The following is a 20051-nucleotide window of genomic DNA, read 5'->3' as shown; positions in this document are numbered from 1 at the left end:
CAAAAACGATCTTATTCCAATCCATTACTTAAAACCTATCAATTCAAGTTATATACTAGGGCAAATCAGTCAATTAACTTAACTTACCCATGCTAAAAACGGTATTTTTCACTATCTGCCTATTTTGCTTACCGAGTGTATTTGCCAAGCAAAGTGTTATTTTTATAAATCCTGGCCATGCCGATACTAATGTCACGGGCCCGTTTTGGTTTGAAGTGTCGCAGATGATGCGTGACGCTGCCAAAGACTTTGATCTCGATTTAACCATCCATTATGCCAACCGAAATCATATTGAAATGAAGTCATTAGTGGCTAAAGCGATTAAAGCAAAGCCAGATATGCTGATTTTAGTTGATGAGAAAAGCGTGCTAACCCAACATCTTTTGAGCATAGAACACACTTCTACGCCGATCTACTTTTTACTTAACCGCCCATCTGAAAAAGAACTAAAAAGATTGATTGATCATGGTATTAATATCACAGGTAGCGTGGTACCCGATAACACACAAGCGGGGCAACTTCTTGCCAATAAGCTGATTGAAAATAGTCAACAAGCTGCTAATGTTTTTGCGATAAATGGCGATTACACCACTCATGCAGCTCTTGATAGGGAGCAAGGTTTAAAACAAAGTATATTAACGCATGATAATACGCACATCACGGCGAAAACTGTTGCCAACTGGTCAGCAACACAAGCGTATCGTCATAGCCTTGGCTTTTTTAGCCATCAACCAACCATTAATATTGTTTGGGCAGCCAACGATGCTATGGCCTTAGGAGCGATTGCTGCGCTTGATGAATTAAACAAACGCAAAGAAGTATTAGTTGGTGCAATTAACTGGCCGCTTCGAGCTGTAGCAGAAAAAATAGACGTCACTATCGGTGGTCATGTTACGCTGGGGGCTTTAGCAGTGGTGAATATTCATGACTTACTGAATAAACACTCCTCTGGACCTATTCATCAAAAAGTGGCCATTTTCAGTCAACATAACGAACAAACGCTTAAACTCGTTGAACAAATTCACAGTGATAACTTGGCAATTAACTTTCGCGTTTTCAGTAATGCGCATAAAAATGCCCTCCCCTTTAGTGTTGAATCTCTTCTCTTAGAGGCAACAAAAAGCGCACTGTAAAGGGCATTTACAGTGCCTGCCTTCATTTATTGCTGAGCCATACAGCTTGGTATGGGGTTAGCGACATGGTTTTTGTCTGCTCGGTAATTTGCTCACCGCTGATTAAATCACGCCACTGCTCAGTACCAATCAAATTTAAGTCGGCAAGAGTAAGAGTTTGCGTCTCGTCACTGATGTTATAAACACAAAACATACTTTGCGAACGGTTGATACTTTGTCGCCAAAAACCAAATAACCCCTCGCTTAAATGTAATGTATATTGCGTTGCATTAGGGTGAAAAGCGCTTTGTGCCTTACGAATAGCCATTAGGTTTTTCATCGCTTTAAACACAGTACGATGATGAGCATTTTCGTTACTCAACTTGGCAAGTAAATCTGACTCTTGCCAGCGGTGACGGTTAATCGCTCGGTTATGTTGGCTGTTTTCAAAGCGTTCATAATCATTGGTAGTACCGAGTAAGCTATGAATATACAAACCTGGAATACCTTCAAGTGCAAACATAATGGCATGCGCACATAAAAAGCGTGCAACCCCCCATTTATCTGGGCCTTTATGGGTACCTTGCAGCGCATCAAACAATGCGATGTTTAACTCATAAGGGGTGTTGGTGCCATCTGGTGCGGTACGTAATGATACTTTACCGCCATATTTAGCCGTGGTACTGACCATTTCGGCAATTTCACTTTGCTCCAATAACCCTTCGACAGGCCTTAAACCTATACCATCATGTGATGCTATAAAGTTAAAGTATGCAGTCCCTTCTTGAGGGGGTGGCATGCTCATCATCCAGTGCTTTAATGCGGTGCTATCGCCACTCAGTAAGGTATGTAATAGCAAAGGCGGTAATGAGAAATTGTAAATACAATGTGCTTCGTTGGCATTACCAAAATAAGAGAGGTTTTCGCGGTTTGGAATATTGGTTTCAGTGATAATAATCACGTTAGGCTCAAAATGCTCTATCAGGGTGCGAAGTAATCTGATCACTTCGTGAGTTTCTGGTAGGTTAATGCAGCGGGTATTCAGCTTTTTCCATAAAAATGCCACCGCATCGAGGCGGAAAATTCGTACACCATTATCTAAATAATGACGAATAATGCTGACAAACTCATTGAGCACATCTGGGTTGGCAAAATCAAAGTCGACTTGATCGTGGCTAAACGTACACCATACATGTTGCAAACCGTTTTTTGTTTCAACCGCTTGTAAAAGAGGCGATGTTCGCGGGCGAACAACTTGAACAAGATCGTCACTCGGGCTTGCTGTTTTAAAATAACTCTTACCAGGCTCTTTGCCTTGAATAAAGTTTTCAAACCAAACACTTCTGCTAGAGCAATGATTGATCACTAAATCAGCCATCAACCTGACATCCTTCGAAATATCGCGGATATGCTGCCAACTGCCTAACGCTTCATTCACTTGCACATAGTTCATTACCGCGAAGCCTTCATCTGAGCTATACGGGTAAAATGGCAAAATGTGTAATGCATTAAGTTCAGGCAAGCATTGGTTTTTTACAAAGCGATGTAAGGTATGCAAAGGTGGCTCTTCAGGCTTAGCAACCGCTTCATCCGTGTTAGCATGGCGAATAATCGAATCACCATAGGCGATTAAAATCATATCTTGCTCATCCCAACGGTTTTTATGCGGCGTTGGGTCACGAACAGGATCATCACCTAACATGGTATCGATTAATCTGTCTGCGAGTTGTTCAAGCGTTGTTGATAGTTCAACCTCGCCGTAGATGCAGGTTAAATGCTGAATAACCCTTTGTTGGAGTAGCTCTAAAGTCACGTGCCTTCCCCGTTAAATATATTCTTTGTTATCAAGCTCTACGGCTTCTTCTAAGCGAGCAAATACATCTGGCATTGCCGAGGCTACTCTGTTCCAACTCGGCACAAATGGTGCTTCCATTGGGTTTTCTAGAAAATGCTGACCCGCATTCATAATATTTTGTGCAAACATTTCAACGGCTTTCTCTTCTTGGTGAATATCCAATGTTAAACCATTCATAAGCGCATCATTGTGATATGTTTCAATAAAGTCGAGGGCGATACGATAATACGTTGCTTTTAATGAACGAATTGTTTCGCTCGTAAAAGTAACCCCTTGAGTAGCCAGCTTTCTGAATAGAGCTTTAGTTATATCAATCGACATTTTCGACAAGCCCGCAGCTTGATTGCCTAGTGATAAGTCTTGATGTTTATGGTCATAGTTATCAGCAATATCAACCTGACATAAACGATTATGCGAGTAATTGCGATACATCTCTGATAACACGCCAATTTCTAAGCCCCAGTCACTTGGAATACGGATATCGTTGAGTACATCGCGACGGAATGAAAACTCTCCAGCTAATGGATATCGAAACGAATCCATATACTCTAGATAATCACTACTGCCCAAGATCGTTTTAAATGAACGCAGTAATGGCGTAACTAATAAACGAGATACACGGCCATTGATTTTGCCTTCTGCAGTGCGAGGGTAAAACCCTTTACAAAACTCATAGTTAAAACGAGGATGAGCAACAGGGTAAATCAAGCGAGCTAAAAGTGCTCTATCGTATGTCAATATATCACAGTCATGTAATGCAATTGATTCCACTTTTGAGGTGGCGAGTTTATAACCCATGCAATACCAAACATTACGGCCTTTACCTAATTCTCGTGGCGCAACACCTAACTTTTGAAGTTCTTTATCAAGGGCTTGTAGACGCGGGCCATCATTCCAAAGTACCTTATGGTGTTGATCAAGCTCTGCAAAAAACTGCAGTGCATGGCGATATTGGCTTTCGTCGGCGCGATCAAGGCCAATGGTTATTTGCGATAAGTAAGGCACATGTTTCAGCTCAGCAATAATATTTTGCAAAGCTGGCCCTTCTAACTCACTGTAAAGCGAGGGTAATATAAGGCCCATTGGGCGTTGTTTAGAAAAGCCCAACAACTCTTTTTCTAGTTCTTCTACTGGGCGATCAGCAATATTGTGTAGCGTAGTGATAATGCCATTTTGATAGAAATCAGCCATGAGATTGCTCCTGTTTTGCTGCAAAACGCGCTTTGATGATAGTTAACGCAGAAACTTCTTGAACCCAACCCGCAGGGGCTGGTTTTTCGCTGAGCTGCCAGGCTTTTTGTAGTATTTGTGATTGAACTTGGCTGCCAGGGTTATTGATTAATATGGCGGTATCGGCCGCCTTTAGCATGGCTACATCGTTTTGACTGTCGCCAAGGGCAATCACAGTAAATGGATTGCGATAGGCTTTTTTAAACTGATTTAACAGCCACTTTTGTGCAAGCCCTTTGTTGTTACCTTTGGTTAAATGGATAAAACGCCCGCCAACAAGCACTTCGTAGCCAGCTTGGCTCATTGCATCTATCAGGCCTTGTTTTTCTTCATCGCTGCCCGAGAAACAAACCGGATCTGAGTACTGTCTTTGTAAAGCCAGTTCACTTTTATCGACAGGTAGCCCTGTTAATTTGGCTATTTCTTGTGCACTAAATTGACTAAATAAGCGTACACAATGACTATAATCACTCGCATATCGTTTAAGATCTTCATGCAATTTATCGGTACTTTGTGTCATAGCAAAGCGCCAATAACCTTGATATTCATCACAGCCAATCGGCTTTACTTTAAAATAGTCTTTCGGGATGTAAACAGCCGCGCCATTTTCAACAATAAAAGGTTGATGATGAGCCAAACCGTTTTGAATATCAGTGACTTCAGCAAAGGTTTTGCTGGTATTAAAAATGACATTGACACCGGTATCATTCAACTTTGCCAAAAATGGTTTGATCACCTCACATTCGTAGCTATCGTGATCGAGCAATGTGCCGTCTAAGTCGGTAAAAATAAGTGGCTGAGCAATTTGGTCAGCGAGTAGTTCCATCTTAGTGATGTCACGGTCTGTGTCGAGTAATAATAAAGCATCTACACTCTGCGCGAGGGTTGCTAAATTTTCACGCGTAATACGCTCAAAATGAGAGATAAAACGTTTTAAACTCTGTTCATCAAAAGTACCCTGTCCTTCGCCTTTTTTGGCGATTAACTTATGCTCCTGCTCTAACCGCCAAGCATACACATCTTCAAATGAAGGCGCTTTTAACATAATGGTGTAATCAGCCATTGCGAATACATTTTGATATTCATTTGCTAAGCAACTATTTACGCAGCGACGCCAAATGCCGTCGGCATCTTCTAGTTGCTCTAATTCATTAACTGGAGTTTGTAGTTGATAAGGTTGCTGCGGTGTACTGGCTACACACCAGCCTTCAAAAAACACGATATCAATCGGTTTTTGGTTACTAGGCCACTGCGATTGTGGCACAGGATCATCGGTTAGCTTGTCAAATTGAGGTAGTGGCACATCCATTTTACCTGCCAACAAAGCCGATAAGGTTTGTTCCATTAATTGCGTATCATGCGTACCCGGTACCCCACGACTCGCAAACAAAGGATGAACATCTTTAGCAAGCTCATTGCGTGCATCACGGCTTAAATAAAAGTCATCGATTGATAATGACACGCTATTAAATTCGGTATTACTATTAACCCAAGTCACTAAAAAATCAGCGAGAGTTGTTTTACCTGAACCTTGGCAGCCGTTGATAGCCACCAACATAGGTTGGCCGGTCATTTTTGCGCTCAAGATATCGTGCGCGAGGGGTATAAAAAACTGCTCACTTAAGTATTGATACTTGAGTGGTAACTGATGCTTCGCTAAAAACGGGGTAATATCCACAACATTTGCCTCTTGCATAATCGCTCCTACCAGTATGACATAGAGATAAATGCAGTTAGTAGACCAGTTTTATAATTCCTTATTTTTTATATAGTTACAAAAAAAGCGCATATTTAATGCGCTTTTTTGGTGCAATATTCCAGCAGTTATTCAGTTCTAATCAGCTTGTTGCACTGCTTTGGGGAGGACAGCATTTAAGATAATCCCCAAAATTGCGCATAAGCTCACACCCTGCAAACTAAACTCGTCACCACCAATATGCATACCACCGATTCCAAACACTAAAATCAGTGCGATTATAGTCAGGTTACGAGGCGCAGTAAGGTCCTCACCTGATTTTACTAAGGTATTTAAACCAACAACAGCAATAGAACCAAATAGTAAAATCATGATGCCACCCATCACAGGAACCGGAATAGTTTGTAATCCCGCGCCCATTTTTGCCACAAACGCGAGCACAATTGCGATGATTGCAGTCCAAAGCATCACTCGAGGGTTGAAGTTACGCGTAAGCATAACCGCACCTGTTACTTCAGAGTAAGTAGTATTAGGTGGACCACCAAAAACCGATGCCGCAGAGGTTGCTAAGCCATCACCGAGTAAAGTGCGATGTAAACCCGGTTTCTTTAAATAGTCTTTACCTGTTACTTGGCTAATTGCCATCATGTCACCAATATGTTCAATGGCCGGAGCAATTGCCACAGGCACCATAAACAAAATAGCTTGCCACTTAAACTCAGGATAAGTAAATGCCGGCACAGCAAACCAGTTTGCTTGAGTAACCGCACTAAATTCAACAATACCTATAAATAACGAAGCAAGGTAACCTGCAATAACGCCAGCGAGAATAGGGATAAGTTTAAATACACCTTTGCCCCAAACAGCAAAAATTAACGTAACCAGTAATGATAAACCTGAAACCCAAATAGCTTGCGCATAAGGAACTAATTGCGCACTGCCATCACCAGCTTTACCCATTGCCATATTCACGGCAACCGGCGCTAAGGCTAAACCTATCACCATAATAACTGGGCCAACAACCACAGGCGGTAACACTTTATGCAGAGCATTTACGCCTTTAAACTTTACAATCAAGCTAAGCGCAAAATAGCAAAAGCCTGCCACCATTAAACCGCCCATTGTTGCAGGAATGCCCCACATTTGTACTGAGGCGATAATGGGTGCAATAAAAGCAAAAGACGATGCTAAAAAGATAGGAACTTGGCCTTTGGTAACCACATGAAACAGTAACGTTCCTAAGCCTGCGGTAAATAAAGCCACATTTGGGTCAAGGCCTGTCAGTAACGGCACAAGTACCAATGCACCAAATGCTACAAACAGCATTTGCGCGCCTGTTAGAATGGTTTTTAACGAAAATGTTTGATGATTTTCCACGTGAGCGCCTTACACTGTGCCAAAAATCTTATCACCGGCATCTCCTAAGCCTGGAATAATATATCCTTTTTCGTTTAAGTGACTGTCTAAAGATGCTGTGAAAATTTCAACATCTGGGTGCGCTGCAAGGGTTTTTTCTACGCCTTCTGGTGCAGCCACTAATACAATCACTTTAATATCTTTACAGCCTGCTTTTTTCAGCATATCGATAGTTGCGATCATTGAACCGCCCGTTGCCAGCATTGGGTCAATAACAAGACTTAAACGCTCATCAATTTTGCCAACTAGTTTTTCAAAATAAGGCACTGGTTCAAGTGTTTCTTCATTGCGCTGAAGACCTACCACACTTACTTTTGCAGCAGGTAATAATTGCATTACGCCATCCATCATGCCAAGACCGGCGCGAAGAATAGGCACAACAGTAATTTTTTTTCCTTTAATATGCTCTACATCTAAAGTTGAACCATCCCACCCTGTGATTTGCACGCTTTCTAATGGTAGGTTTTTTGTTGCTTCGTAAGTAAGCAAGGTACCTACTTCAGACGAAAGCTCACGGAAACTTTTTGTGCTAATACCTTGTGCGCGCATAAGGCCAAGTTTGTGTTGAACTAACGGATGAGTAATTACATGGATAGACATAAGTAGAACCTAAATGAAATAAATTACGCCTATTTTAGCGCAAAATAGTCTTCTCGACTGCAAAAAATGCACACTCACTGCATTAATTTCTTGTTCTGGTCTAAAATCATACAGGACATTGCAAATATTAATTTTTTTGCAACAACACGTATCGGCAATCTTTAACACTTTATTTATTTTTGGCCCTGCAGTAATGAAAACGTTTATCCTTACTTCGATACTACTTTGTAGCTTTTGCCTACCTACCCACAGTGAAACACTCGATATTCAAGTTATGGCTGATTTTGTTCCGCAAGATGATGGTAATCCAAAAAATGAAGCCACCAAGTTCTTACTTGCTGCTGCAACTGAGCTAGGCGATGAAATCAGCCTGCGCTTTATACCTGCAAGCCGGTTAAGAGAATGGCAGCAATTAAGCAAAATGAATAATGCTTGCTTGTACAATAAATTAAAAACCCCTGAGCGCGAGGCCCATGCTGTGTTCAGCCAATACCCAATAATGGCTTTTCCCCCTAATAAGCTAGTGGTATTTAATAAGCCCACCATTCCAGACTCAATCACACTAGTGCAAGCTATTTTTCATTACGATTTAACAATAGGCATAGTTAAAGGTCGGTCATACTCAGAAGAGATTGATCAGTTTGTACGTTTAAATGATGAGCATTTTTTCATACTCGATGGGGCAAGAAATGCACCAAGGCTCGGACAAATGTTATTTCAAAATAAAATTGATGCCGTTTTAGAATATCAAACTATATTTAGTAACCGTTATAAACGAGCACAGGATCTAAGTAGTATTCGCTATATCAGCCTTAAACCAGAAAAAGCCGCGGTGTTTGGTTATATTGCTTGCTCACCAACAGAGGTCGGCAAACAAGCAATCGCGCTGTTCGACAAAGCGCTTAAAACAGAAAAAGTACGCACTTTAATTAGTGAGCGCCTAATGGCGCTATTTCATGAAGGTGAAAACACACAAATAGTAAATGCCTTCAATGCTGCGTTTGAGCACTAAGCCGATAAAATCTGCTCCATAACCCAACTTGTGTGTAGTGCAGTTTCACCAGTTGATGGATGGGGTTGCTGAGCATGAAAATAGTTCGCCATGTTTTCAACATGATATTGTTGAATATGTGCAGGGTTATCAATTACGAGCTGTTGTGCACCCTGTGCATTGTTAAGCACAATCGGCTTTTCGTCAAAAACACTAAAGCTAAGCTCGCCTTCACTGCCATAAATCATCACATCATCAAAACGATTTGCTGAAGCAAAGTTCCAACTCCCGGTGCCTGTAACACCAGATTGATGCTGCCAGTGCGCGGTAATAGCATCGAATGCTGAATATAAGCCTTGTTGATTAGCGCATAAACCATGCACCTTATTAAAATCACCTAAAAGGTAAGCAAGTAAATCAAGACCATGGCTGGCTAAATCGTCAAAGTAACCACCTCGTGCCACGTTTTGATCTGTGCGCCAGTTATACTCACCCGATAAATCAAGGGCGTTAGGTGCTTTACTTAAATGCCAACTTACATGACGAGGCTTACCAATGGCACCTTGCTCAAGTAATTGTTTAACGTGATTAAAGCGTGGTAATGAACGGCGATAATAAGCCACAAATAGCGGCTGTTTAGCCTCTTTAAACGCTGCGACAATGTCAAGGCTGTCTTGATAACTCGGTGCCAGTGGCTTTTCAATACAACAAGGTTTACCTGCCGCTGCAACCTCAAGAGCAAATGCTTTATGGCTATCTGGCGGCGTGGCAATATACACTGCATCAACACTGTTATCGTTAATTAGTTCGCTTGGCGATGTGAACACCTTTGCGACATTATGGCGTTTAGCGTAATCATGGGCTTTTTCTAGGTCGCGACGTGTCACCCCAATAAGCGCAATACCTTCTGCTTGTTGATAAGCAGGGCCGCTTTTCAGTTCGGTTACAGCACCACAGCCGATAATGGCAAATCGCATTGGCTTATTCATTGTTATTCCTTTATTTTTGTTAGGTACGTTGCAAATTGCTGCTGCATGTAGCCATTTATTTTTGCATGATCAGGGCTCCAACCTGCTAAAAAGCGATAAAAATCGCTCCATGCGTAACACCAAAGCGCTTGCCAACTGCTAACGACATGCGCAGGATTGACACTCGGTTGATAGCGCTTTAGTGCTTGTGTGAAGGTATCAAAATAGCGATTTAAATAGTCATCTGCAACTGATTTTAATGCTGCATCATCTAAACAACTACCTAAAAAGTACATCACATCAATCACCCCAATTCCCTTGCCAACGTATTGAAAATCATAGCCAAGAACGTGCTGGTTTTGTGGCAAAATAGCAAAATTGGCAAGCTTAGCATCACCATGAATTAACGTTTGGTAAGGTGACTCACTCAACGCAGTATCAATAGCGTGTGCCTGCGCTTTTAAGCTTAAATCGCTCATACGCTGTAGCTCATCGGGTCGTGTTGCTAAATGCCAGTAACTACCTCGCGGCCAAAGTCCACCAGCAGAGCTTGCTAAATGAAAAGCATGAAAATGTGCAAGCCAGTTTATAATTGCTTGAATGTCACTGTGTGTAGCACTTGCTTGCTGGTAGCCAAGTGCACTGAAATCACTAAATAACAGCGCTTGCTTACTGCCCTCTTGTATTGCCTCGATGCAGTGGATAGCCGCAGCTTCATGGGGTAATTGCTTAGCGTAACGCCGATACCAATTAAATTCGACTAAGTAAGATTGGCGCTTTCTGGCAAGCGCAAAATCACTTTGTTTTATACGACTATGATTGATCTGGCTAGGCACTTCAATCGCTTTAATTACCGCAGCAGTGCCATCCATTTGGCAACGAATAATCTCACCGCAACCGCTCCATACTGATGCCGCTTGCTGCAAACCTGTAATGTTTGAAAAGTGAGATGTAACAAATTGCCTAAGATCCATAACGCTCTGTAATTTATATAAACTGATGGCAATGGTAGGTGAAATTAGCTACTGGCACAACGGCCTATAGGCAATAAAAAACCCGTGCTAAACACGGGTTTTCGAAGATAAAGTCCTAATACTGCTAAGGACTTGCATTGTTGAATTACTCGTTTACCACACTTTTAAGTGGGTTTACTGGCTTTGCATTGTCATCCAGTAAGTTCATATCAAAATCGAATTCATCAACACGAATCGCTTTTTCACGTTTCTTGTTGTAGTCAATCAGTTTTGCATATTCTTCTTCATTGATAACACTTGCAACAAGTGCATTATCAAGTGTTTCAGCAAAACGAACGCCCGGCTTGATAGTTTTAGCACGCAGTGCTTTTTTAACTTTCTTAAGTAAATCAAGACACGCCATTTTCGCTTTATATGCTTGCTCATTAATGTAATGACCATCACCTTCAATTGGATTAACCAAGTGAGTGATTTGCGCTTTAAATGCGGTATCCATTTGCGCTTGAGTTGCAAGTTCACGAATTAAATCATCGCTGATCTTAGGCATCTTCATTGAATAGTTCATAGTAATGAAACGCATAAACTTACGAGTACCACTTGCAGGGAAGTTATCTAAGAACTTATGCAATGCTTCTTCAGCGCTTTGTAGTGCAAAGCGAGTCGCATAGTGGAAGTAAGGCGCAGCTTGCTCACGTTCACTGCTTGCTACTTTTTGCTCGTAGTATTTAATCGATGCCATGGCAGCATATAAGAAGCTCATTACGTCACCTAAACGTGCAGATAACATTTCTGCTTGTTTAAGTTTGCCGCCAAGTACCAATAACGAGAAGTCAGCATAAACTGCAAGTTTTGCAGATAGTTTGTGCGCTGCTTTTTCGTATTCACGTACTTCGGGTAGTGACGATTTAGCACCCGCAGTAAACGGTAATACACCTAAACGGAAAGCTCGTAAGCTGTTAGCTACGCTGTAGCCTACTGTTTTACGTAAAATGCTATTGAATTCTTTATCTGCATTTTTGTCTTCGCTGTGGATAGACTCAACCATAGATTGTAGATAAGGATGACAACGCATTACACCTTGACCAAAAATCATTAAGTTACGAGTAAGAATGTTTGCACCTTCAACCGTGATTGCGATTGGTTGTGCAACATAACCACTTGCTAATGTGTTTTGTGGACCATTTTGAATCGCTTTACCTGCTTGTATATCCATTGCTGAATCAAGCACGTTACGACCAATTTCTGTCATGTGGTATTTAGCAATCGCAGTAACTACAGATGGTTTTAAGCCCATGCCTAAACCTTCTGTGGTTAATACACGCATTGCTTCTTGAAGGTAAGTTTTACCCGCAATATCAGCTAGCTTTTCTTGGATGCCTTCGAATTGACCAATCGCAAGACCAAACTGCTCACGTACTGCTGCGTACTCTGAAGCACCTTTAAATGCTACTTGTGATGAACTAACACCAAGCGCCGGTAACGAAATACCACGACCTGCACCTAAACAGCTAACCAGCATTTGCCAGCCACGACCGATGTTCTTTTGACCACCAATGATGAAGTCCATTGGTACAAATACTTTTTCACCGCGTGTCGTACCATTATAAAAACGGATACCCATAGGATCATGACGATTACCAAGTTCAACACCTGGGTGATCTTTAGGGATAAGCGCACAGGTAATACCTAGGTTTTCTTTGCCACCTAGTAAACCATCAGGGTCAACTACTTTGAATGCTAAACCTAGTACTGTCGCAATTGGCGCAAGTGTGATGTAACGTTTGTCCCAGGTAATTTCTAAACCTAACACTTCTTCGCCATTGAACTGACCACGTTTAACAACACCAATATCTGGAATGCCACCCGCATCCGAACCCGCTTCTGGGCTAGTTAGTGCGAAACAAGGAATATCACGACCATTTGCAAGACGTGGTAAGTAGTGATCTTGTTGCTCTTTTGTACCAAAGTGAAGCAATAACTCACCTGGGCCTAATGAGTTAGGAACCATCACGGTTACCGCAACCGCAGAACTCTTCGTCGCGATAGTCGCAACGATTGTAGAGTTTGCATAAGGGCTGAATTCTAAACCGCCGAATGATTTAGGAATGATAAGCGAGAAAAAACGCTCTTTTTTCAAGAAATCAAGAATGTAGTCAGGAAGATGAACACCATTTTGAATTTCAGAATCATCAATCATTGATAATAATTCTTTCACTGGGCCATCTAAGAATGCTTGCTCTTCAGTGCTTAGCTTAGCTGCTGGCACGTCACGAAGTGCATCGAAATCAGGTTTACCTTGGTAGATTGAACCTTCTAACCAAACATCACCCGCATCTAACGCTTCTTGTTCTGTAATTGAAATACTAGGTAATACTTTTTTTAATTTTGTACGTAAGCTCATAATAAACTCATCCGACCAGATAGTAATACCTACATTACGTCATAAAATGAACAATAGATCAATTGGTCCAACCAGTTTTTTTAACATTTTTTTATATTTATTTTTTCTTTGCATGCTAAGCACTTGAATATATTGGGTTTACACGTGTACGCTCAAATACTTTTTTTATCCCGAAATGGTTAACAACTAAAGGCTGATAACAAAAAGCCCAACTAAAAAGTTGGGCTTAGGTATAAATGCTGAAGGAATGGCTTAGAGCTCATCTTCGATGGGGAATAACGAAATAAACCACACTTGAAAACGTCGCCAAGAAGAAGTTTGTGGTTCTTCATCAAACTGCTCATTACTCACTGTGTCGAGCCAAACTAAATCATCCTCTTTAAGCTCGACTTTCCAAGCATATTCGGGCATTTGATTATCAACCCAATGGGCCAAAAAGCGGCTAAGCTTTTTGCTTTCGATTAATACACCCATCTCGGTATTTAAATCAATTGAGCGGGGGTCGAGGTTCATGGTACCCACAAAAATCTTTTCATCATCAAAGGTCATGGTTTTTGCGTGCAAACTTGCCTGTGATGACCCGGTTACTTTACGTCCCGCTTTGCGCTTAATGGCCATTAAGTCACTGGGTTTTAACTCCCACAGCTTAACCCCACCCTTTATAAGATCTTCTCGGTACTTTTTGTAACCAGCATGCACCGCAGATACATCGGTAGCAGCTAAAGAATTAGTGAGTACAGTGACATCAACGCCCTGCTGAGCCCAGTTTGTTAGCAATTTAACGCCCTGCTCACGGGGAATAAAATACGGCGACACAATAATTGCTTTTTGTTTTGGCTCGCCCATTTCTTTAAATAACATTGGCGACATATTGGCCGATTTTTCACTGACGTCGTTCATCACCTTATCGGGATGATCATAAAACAACACAGACTTTTGCCAATCGAATTCTATTTCATCGTGCAATAAGCGTTTTACAAAGGCGCTTTCGCGTAATTGCTCAACGTAATTACTCTGCTGATTTTGCTCAACATAGGTCGATAAGGTTTTAGTGATATCAATAAGTGATTGCTCATCACGCTCACCGTGCAAGTCTTCAACAGGGAAAGACAGGTGATGATTCCAATATAAATCAAATGCCTTTGATGCCTCAGGCACTATTTCTCCAACACTCATCACATCTAAATCAATAAATTCAGAGTGATCTTCAGCCGAGAAATACGCATTACCTATGTTGCGCCCACCGGTGATAAAAATTCGATTATCAACAATAAAACTCTTGTTATGCATACGTCTAGAAAGCTGGCTAAAGTTGGTAACAAAACCAAGCGCTCTAAAACGACGGTTAGGAAATGGATTAAATAATCGAACTTCAATATTAGGGTGAACAGCCAGTGCAGCTAAATCAAGCTCACTGTCAGCTTGTGACAAGTCATCGAGCAGCAAGCGAATTCTTACCCCTCTATCTGCGGCTTTTAACAAAAAGGCCGTAAATAAAATGGTAGTTTGCTGCCTGTGATATAAATAGTACTGCACATCAATGGTGTGCTCGGCAGAATCAATGAGTGCTAACCTAGCTACAAAGGCATCGACCCCATCTGCTAAAGGATAAAACCCTGATAACCCAGGATGATTATTACCCACTGCATCTCCTATGGTGCTGGGTGTATCTGCTGCAATGGCATAGCTAGGTTGAATGGACTCTCGTGAAGGTAGCTGCGCACAGCCCGCAGTGATTAAAATAAGTACTACACAAAAAAGTGATTTTGAAGAGTCTGTTATCATGGCTTCCTACCAATGACCGTGTGATACACGTATCTGCTTTGTTATAACCCTAATAAATGAAGGGGTTAAAAGCAAATAAAAACTCGTAAGTAAGCGGATAAATTAGAAGAATTAAACGAAGGAAAAATAGTTAAGCAAGCAAGCTTAAGAGCAAGTAATTACGCTACTTGCTCAGTAATATCTGCAATCTCGATCAGTTTGCGATTAAGAATTTTTTTACAACAACCACAACACTTGCCGCACTGGCTACCCACTTGCAGTTCTTTTGATAACTCACGCATTGTCATTGCGCCATCATCAATTGTTTGTTCGATTTTTTTATCAGTCACACCATGACATAAACAGATATACATGAATGCAAACCACTCTCATTTCTCTTGATGGTCAGTATATTAATCTAAACAGTAATAGTTCGCAATAGTGTTATAGGCAATATTTGCATAACTTTTATACCGAAATTTCCAAAATGGCACACAGCTTAAAATTTTCCCTTATGATTTGGGCAGTTAGATCAAGGCGAGTAAAGAAAAAATTTTTAACTTTTTAGGTATTGTTTCGCTCTAGCTATAAGCTATTCTTTAGATTGAAATGCATGCTAGATTTCATGTAATTAGTTTTGATAAATAAGTCATTTTTAATAAAACAACAAAACGAACCCTTTAGTTGGTAATAAAGCACTGCTTTTACTATTTTTATCCAACACTTAATCTTTAACCGAGGACACATGGAAGCGCCTACAGTTGAATTAACTCGTGAGAACTTTAACTCCATCTTTTTTCAGACTTTCATAAAAACGAAAGTGCAACCTGAAATACCTATCTTGAGATGCGCAGTCCCTTTACCTAAAGCGCAGAAATTCAAAGCAAAGTTAATCACTGGTGCTATATTCATCATTGCATGCCTCCTTGTTTGGAAAACACAATCCGGTGCAGGTGCAATTGCCGCTGTGATCATTACTTACCTCAGTTACTATTTAATTCAGATGTTTATCGCCAATAAGCGTTACTTCATCCGTGAATCCCCCTTGTGCGAAATAAAAATAAACCAAGAACAGGTTTACCTGCCCGCACTTTTATTCGATGACAGAAAACCACGAACAATTAAAAGAGAAGATTTACTAAATGTTGAGGCCGTATGGAATTTTACACGCACCAAAAGCGGCTACGATATTAACGATCCACAACCTAGGCGTGCCTATCTATTTTCTGTGATTTTTAAAACTCGCTATGGTGATTCAATTCCTTTAAATGACTGGAGCTTAGAACATCCTGAACTCTTCAAGACACTTGTTGAGTATGATTACCCAGTCACTATGATAAGAACAGCCAAACGCGGGTCACCAATAACAGTTCACATAAAATGGTTCTTCCTATTTACTTTTATGTGTATTTTCATCTACTCACTTATAAAATATGTAATTTAGCGGACTTATAAATATGCAATTGGCAAAGTCACTGCGAACAAGCGCTTTGCCTTGAACTTACGCTTTATTGTTAAACAGCATACCAGAGTGATTACTAGAAGTAGGAGCAAACAAAGAGTTTATCATCGTAGAAACATTACTTTTTACGGCAAGCTGGACTGTATTTATTTCTTCATCAAGTTGTTTATTAAGCTCTAGTAACTCACTTTCTCGTTGTTCTGGAGCTAGCTCTTCGTTACTTTTTAAACTATTAATCTTATTTTGTAACTCCTTTATTTTAGCTACTAGCTCTTGTTGTGTTTGTGATGTTTTCGATTTAGTCTCTACTTCAGGATCAGAATCGACATCAGTTTCTTGACGTTTTGAGCCTTGAAGGTTTGTTGCTTTTTCACTTGCTGGGTTTAGCTCATTTTTATTTTGCTGATCTAATAATGGCTCTTTTAGAAATGAGGATGTGTACGAAGTTAGCTGCATAGTTTTCCTATCGTTTATTTATTGGCGTTTAACAAAGAAATTTTCGAAAAGAAATCTAATGCATAATTCGTACCCATTAACAAGCCAAACATCTCTAATTCAAACTGCTAGAAATATTCATTTTCAAATAATTGCTAAAAAGTTTAAATTCTTAATTTCACCAAAAACCAATACTAAAGAATTAAAAATTAACTTTTATGCAACCTTTTTTGATCGCATTTTAAACATCTTCCGTAAGCCTTATTGAAATGGACACGTCGTAACGTCCGAACATACAAAGATATAAGGAAGAACGATGAAATACATACTCTTATTAAGCAGCCTACTCCTGGTAACTGCTTGTAGCGATGACGATGATAACAAAGAAGTCATCACACCACCGCCACCTCCTCCAGTTCAAGAATTCACTCCAAGTAAAACCTATGCTGTAACTTTAAGTGGCAAACAAGAAGTGCCAATGAATGACTCAATGCAAACAGCGACTGCAACAGTAGAGCTTGACGAAAGTTTAATGCAATTTCGTGCAACGCTTGATGCAAGCTCAGTCGAAGGTTTTAGCGCAGCACACATACACGACGGCGATTTAGGCGCTAATGGCGATGTTGCTTTTGCATTTGAAGCCACTACCGATGGTATGTATGAAGTCGCAATCACCGACCTTGATGAAAGTTTAATCGCTGATTTAATGGATGGTGATTGGTACATTAACCTTCATACTGAACAGTATGCAAACGGTGAGCTTCGTGCGCAAATTGTGCCAGATACAACCAGCATCATCACGTTTGTTTTAAACGGCGATCAGCAAGTTCCTATGAATGACAGTGATGCTATGGGTTATGGCTACGCATCTTATGACAGTGCCACAACAGAATTACGACTTCGCGCAGTGACAATGGGTGTTGATGACGCAACAGCTGCTCACATCCACACCGGCAAATTAGGCTCAAATGGTGATGTATTCGTGACTTTAGAGCAAGACGATGAAGTAATGACCGACTGGGTAGTGCCAGAAGGCACCATGATAGACAGCGACACTCTGGCAGTACTTTTAGACGGCGGTCACTATGTTAACGTTCACACACCGGAATTTACCGGTGGCGAAATTCGCGGCCAAATATTAACAGACAACTACGCAGTTGCGACCTTTGACTTGAGTGGTAATCAAGAAGTACCCATGGTGAGCACCATGGCTGATGGTGATGGTTATGCCCTAGTTGATACTACTGACTACAGCGTAGAGCTTACTGTTGTAACGTCAGGCTTGGACGATGCGAGCGCTGCGCATATTCACACAGGTCGTATCGGGACTAATGGCGATGTATTAGTGGCGCTTGAACAATCAATGGATGATAGCAATGTCTGGATGACACCAAGTAATACACAAATCAATGCTGATATTTTTGCAGTGCTTGCTTCTGGCGGTCACTATGTCAATGTTCATACACCTGATAATGCTGGCGGCGAGCTTCGCGGGCAAATCCTAACTAGTAACTATGGCTTTACGAGCTTTAAACTAAGCGGCGAGCAAGAAGTTCCTGCTGTCGAAACTGATGCAAGCGGTGAAGGTTATGCATTAATTAACATGGATAACTATGCTTTAGAACTTGTGGTAAACACAATGGGTGTTGATGACGCGACAGGAGCGCACATTCACACTGGCCGAATTGGCACAAATGGCGATGTGCTCGTTGCACTTGAGCAGTCAACAACTAACGCAGGCATGTGGATGACACCAGCAAATACCATGATCAACGCTGAGATCTTTGAGGTACTTGCATCAGGTGGTCATTACGTTAACGTGCATACACCTGCTAACACTGGTGGCGAAATTAGAGGTCAGATACTAACAGACAACTATCAGCTTGTTACTTTCCCACTTAGTGGTATGCAAGAAGTACCTGCGGTCGATACCATGGCATCAGGAAGTGGTTATGCATTAGTTAATATGGATAATTACCATCTAGAATTAAGAGCTTTAACCGAGGGTGTGAGTGATGCAACTGCAGCGCACATTCATACAGGTCGTATAGGCACCAATGGCGACGTACTTGCCGCGTTAGAACAATCAAGCGATAACATGAATCTATGGCAAACACCTGAAAACACCATGATTAATGCAGATATTTTTGCAGTACTTGCATCAGGTGGCCACTACGTAAATGTGCATACTCCTGCTAACCCAAGTGGTGAACTACGCGGTCAAATCCTTACTGATAACTATGTGTTTGTAACCTTCCCGTTAAGTGGTGAACAAGAAGTACCAGCGGTTACAACAGATGCATCTGGCGATGGTTATGCACTTGTTAATACAAACGATTATAGCGTTGAGCTGCAAGTACTTACATCGGGTGTAAGCGATGCAAGTGCAGCCCATATTCATACCGGCGTAGCAGGTGAAAATGGCCCTGTGTTAGCTCCTCTTGTTCAAGACAGTGATGATATGAATCGCTGGATGAGTAGCACTGGCTTAATGATCAATGCTGAGATTTTCTCAGTTTTAGCTTCAGGCGGTCATTATGTAAATGTCCATACGCCTGCCAACCCAAACGGTGAGATACGCGGCCAAATTCAATAATTTTATAGAGTCAGAGGCCAAAATACTTGGCCTCTTTAACTTACCTTTCTAGCTCAATTAATTTTACAATAACACCCCTCAGCATCTGAATTAATAAACCGACTATTAAAACCTGCTCGTAAGTTTGCGATTACTAACTCAACAAAGCCATTCTGACTTGAACACGCGAGTCCTTTTGATAATGGCCCTGCATATACAAGCTGTTGATTTTCTGAAACAAGTACTGCGGCAGGTTGAGCGGGTAAAATTTCAGCAACCGCAGATGTTGGTTTAAGTTTTATTACTTTAACACCTTGTTCTGCTGCATAGCTGCTAAGGCTTGTTATGTGCGGTTGTGAACGCGTTGAGCATACACAGGTATTTTCATCAATAATGTACAAGGTATCTGTATTGGTGATGCCAAGCCCCATTCTTTGTTGAAAAGCAGGTAGCCAGTTGGCTGTGGCTAGCTTTTTATCTGGATCAAAGGTGCTAGCTTGTTGAGAGTAAGCAAACACCAAGGCCAATGCCACAGAGGCAACCCAAACCAGGGTTGCCACTATTACCCATTT

General features: G+C 41.2%; 16 protein-coding genes. 4 read left to right on the top strand and 12 right to left on the bottom strand.

Annotated elements, in window-relative coordinates:
• Window positions 1-89: 89 nt before the first annotated feature.
• Window positions 90-1133 (top strand): ABC transporter substrate-binding protein, encoded by a 1044-nt coding sequence (locus tag HCZ11_RS02120; protein WP_167657504.1) that lies wholly within the window; start codon window positions 90-92, stop codon window positions 1131-1133.
• 22 nt (window positions 1134-1155) lie between these two features.
• Here the strand turns inward: HCZ11_RS02120 and HCZ11_RS02115 are convergent, their stop codons facing one another.
• From HCZ11_RS02115 to upp, 5 genes are all read right to left on the bottom strand, one after another.
• A complete protein-coding gene (locus HCZ11_RS02115) occupies window positions 1156-2925 on the bottom strand; it encodes a sugar phosphorylase (protein WP_130052729.1) in 1770 nt (589 codons plus the stop codon).
• Between the two features lie 12 nt (window positions 2926-2937).
• Complete coding sequence (locus tag HCZ11_RS02110; protein WP_130052730.1) at window positions 2938-4158, bottom strand: glycosyl transferase; 1221 nt, start codon at window positions 4156-4158, stop codon at window positions 2938-2940.
• A complete protein-coding gene (locus HCZ11_RS02105; protein WP_167657503.1) occupies window positions 4151-5893 on the bottom strand; it encodes an HAD-IIB family hydrolase in 1743 nt (580 codons plus the stop codon). Before HCZ11_RS02105 ends, HCZ11_RS02110 begins: the two co-directional genes overlap by 8 nt.
• 138 nt (window positions 5894-6031) lie before the next feature.
• Window positions 6032-7270: a uracil-xanthine permease family protein gene (locus tag HCZ11_RS02100; protein WP_130052732.1), complete on the bottom strand. Its 1239-nt coding sequence runs from the start codon at window positions 7268-7270 to the stop codon at window positions 6032-6034.
• 9 nt (window positions 7271-7279) lie between these two features.
• Complete coding sequence (gene upp / locus HCZ11_RS02095) at window positions 7280-7909, bottom strand: uracil phosphoribosyltransferase (RefSeq protein ID WP_130052733.1); 630 nt, start codon at window positions 7907-7909, stop codon at window positions 7280-7282.
• A 193-nt stretch (window positions 7910-8102) separates the two neighbouring features.
• On the opposite strand from upp, the gene HCZ11_RS02090 reads away from it, so the two are divergent.
• Window positions 8103-8921, top strand: coding sequence for a hypothetical protein (locus tag HCZ11_RS02090; protein WP_130052734.1), 819 nt, complete (start codon window positions 8103-8105; stop codon window positions 8919-8921).
• Here the strand turns inward: HCZ11_RS02090 and HCZ11_RS02085 are convergent.
• From HCZ11_RS02085 to HCZ11_RS02065, 5 genes are all read right to left on the bottom strand, one after another.
• Window positions 8918-9889, bottom strand: a complete 972-nt coding sequence (locus HCZ11_RS02085) for a Gfo/Idh/MocA family protein (RefSeq protein ID WP_167657502.1) — start codon at window positions 9887-9889, stop codon at window positions 8918-8920. The two genes, HCZ11_RS02090 and HCZ11_RS02085, sit on opposite strands and share 4 nt — an antisense overlap.
• A 2-nt stretch (window positions 9890-9891) precedes the next feature.
• Window positions 9892-10842, bottom strand: coding sequence for a phosphotransferase (locus tag HCZ11_RS02080; protein WP_167657501.1), 951 nt, complete (start codon window positions 10840-10842; stop codon window positions 9892-9894).
• 145 nt (window positions 10843-10987) lie between these two features.
• A complete protein-coding gene (locus tag HCZ11_RS02075; RefSeq protein ID WP_130052737.1) occupies window positions 10988-13243 on the bottom strand; it encodes an acyl-CoA dehydrogenase in 2256 nt (751 codons plus the stop codon).
• Window positions 13244-13495: 252 nt separating this feature from the next.
• Complete coding sequence (locus tag HCZ11_RS02070; protein WP_167657500.1) at window positions 13496-15028, bottom strand: phospholipase D family protein; 1533 nt, start codon at window positions 15026-15028, stop codon at window positions 13496-13498.
• 158 nt (window positions 15029-15186) lie between these two features.
• Entirely contained in the window at window positions 15187-15381 is a 195-nt protein-coding gene (locus HCZ11_RS02065) for a (2Fe-2S)-binding protein (protein ID WP_105181791.1), read from the bottom strand.
• Window positions 15382-15752: 371 nt separating this feature from the next.
• Here HCZ11_RS02065 and HCZ11_RS02060 point away from each other — a divergent pair, with 371 nt between their 5' ends.
• Complete coding sequence (locus tag HCZ11_RS02060) at window positions 15753-16451, top strand: hypothetical protein (protein WP_167657499.1); 699 nt, start codon at window positions 15753-15755, stop codon at window positions 16449-16451.
• Between the two features lie 57 nt (window positions 16452-16508).
• Here HCZ11_RS02060 and HCZ11_RS02055 read toward each other — a convergent pair whose 3' ends face one another.
• Window positions 16509-16925 (bottom strand): hypothetical protein, encoded by a 417-nt coding sequence (locus HCZ11_RS02055; protein WP_167657498.1) that lies wholly within the window; start codon window positions 16923-16925, stop codon window positions 16509-16511.
• A 295-nt stretch (window positions 16926-17220) separates the two neighbouring features.
• Between HCZ11_RS02055 and HCZ11_RS02050 the strand changes: the two genes are divergently transcribed.
• Complete coding sequence (locus tag HCZ11_RS02050; RefSeq protein ID WP_167657497.1) at window positions 17221-19500, top strand: CHRD domain-containing protein; 2280 nt, start codon at window positions 17221-17223, stop codon at window positions 19498-19500.
• A 53-nt stretch (window positions 19501-19553) separates the two neighbouring features.
• Here HCZ11_RS02050 and HCZ11_RS02045 read toward each other — a convergent pair whose 3' ends face one another.
• Window positions 19554-20039, bottom strand: a complete 486-nt coding sequence (locus HCZ11_RS02045; RefSeq protein WP_130052742.1) for a DUF6436 domain-containing protein — start codon at window positions 20037-20039, stop codon at window positions 19554-19556.
• Between the last annotated feature and the right edge of the window lie 12 nt (window positions 20040-20051).

Origin of the sequence: Pseudoalteromonas sp. HF66 (genome assembly GCF_011806445.1) — a bacterium.
GTDB lineage: Bacteria > Pseudomonadota > Gammaproteobacteria > Enterobacterales > Alteromonadaceae > Pseudoalteromonas > Pseudoalteromonas apostichopi.
This window is presented reverse-complemented; position numbering and strand designations above follow the sequence as displayed.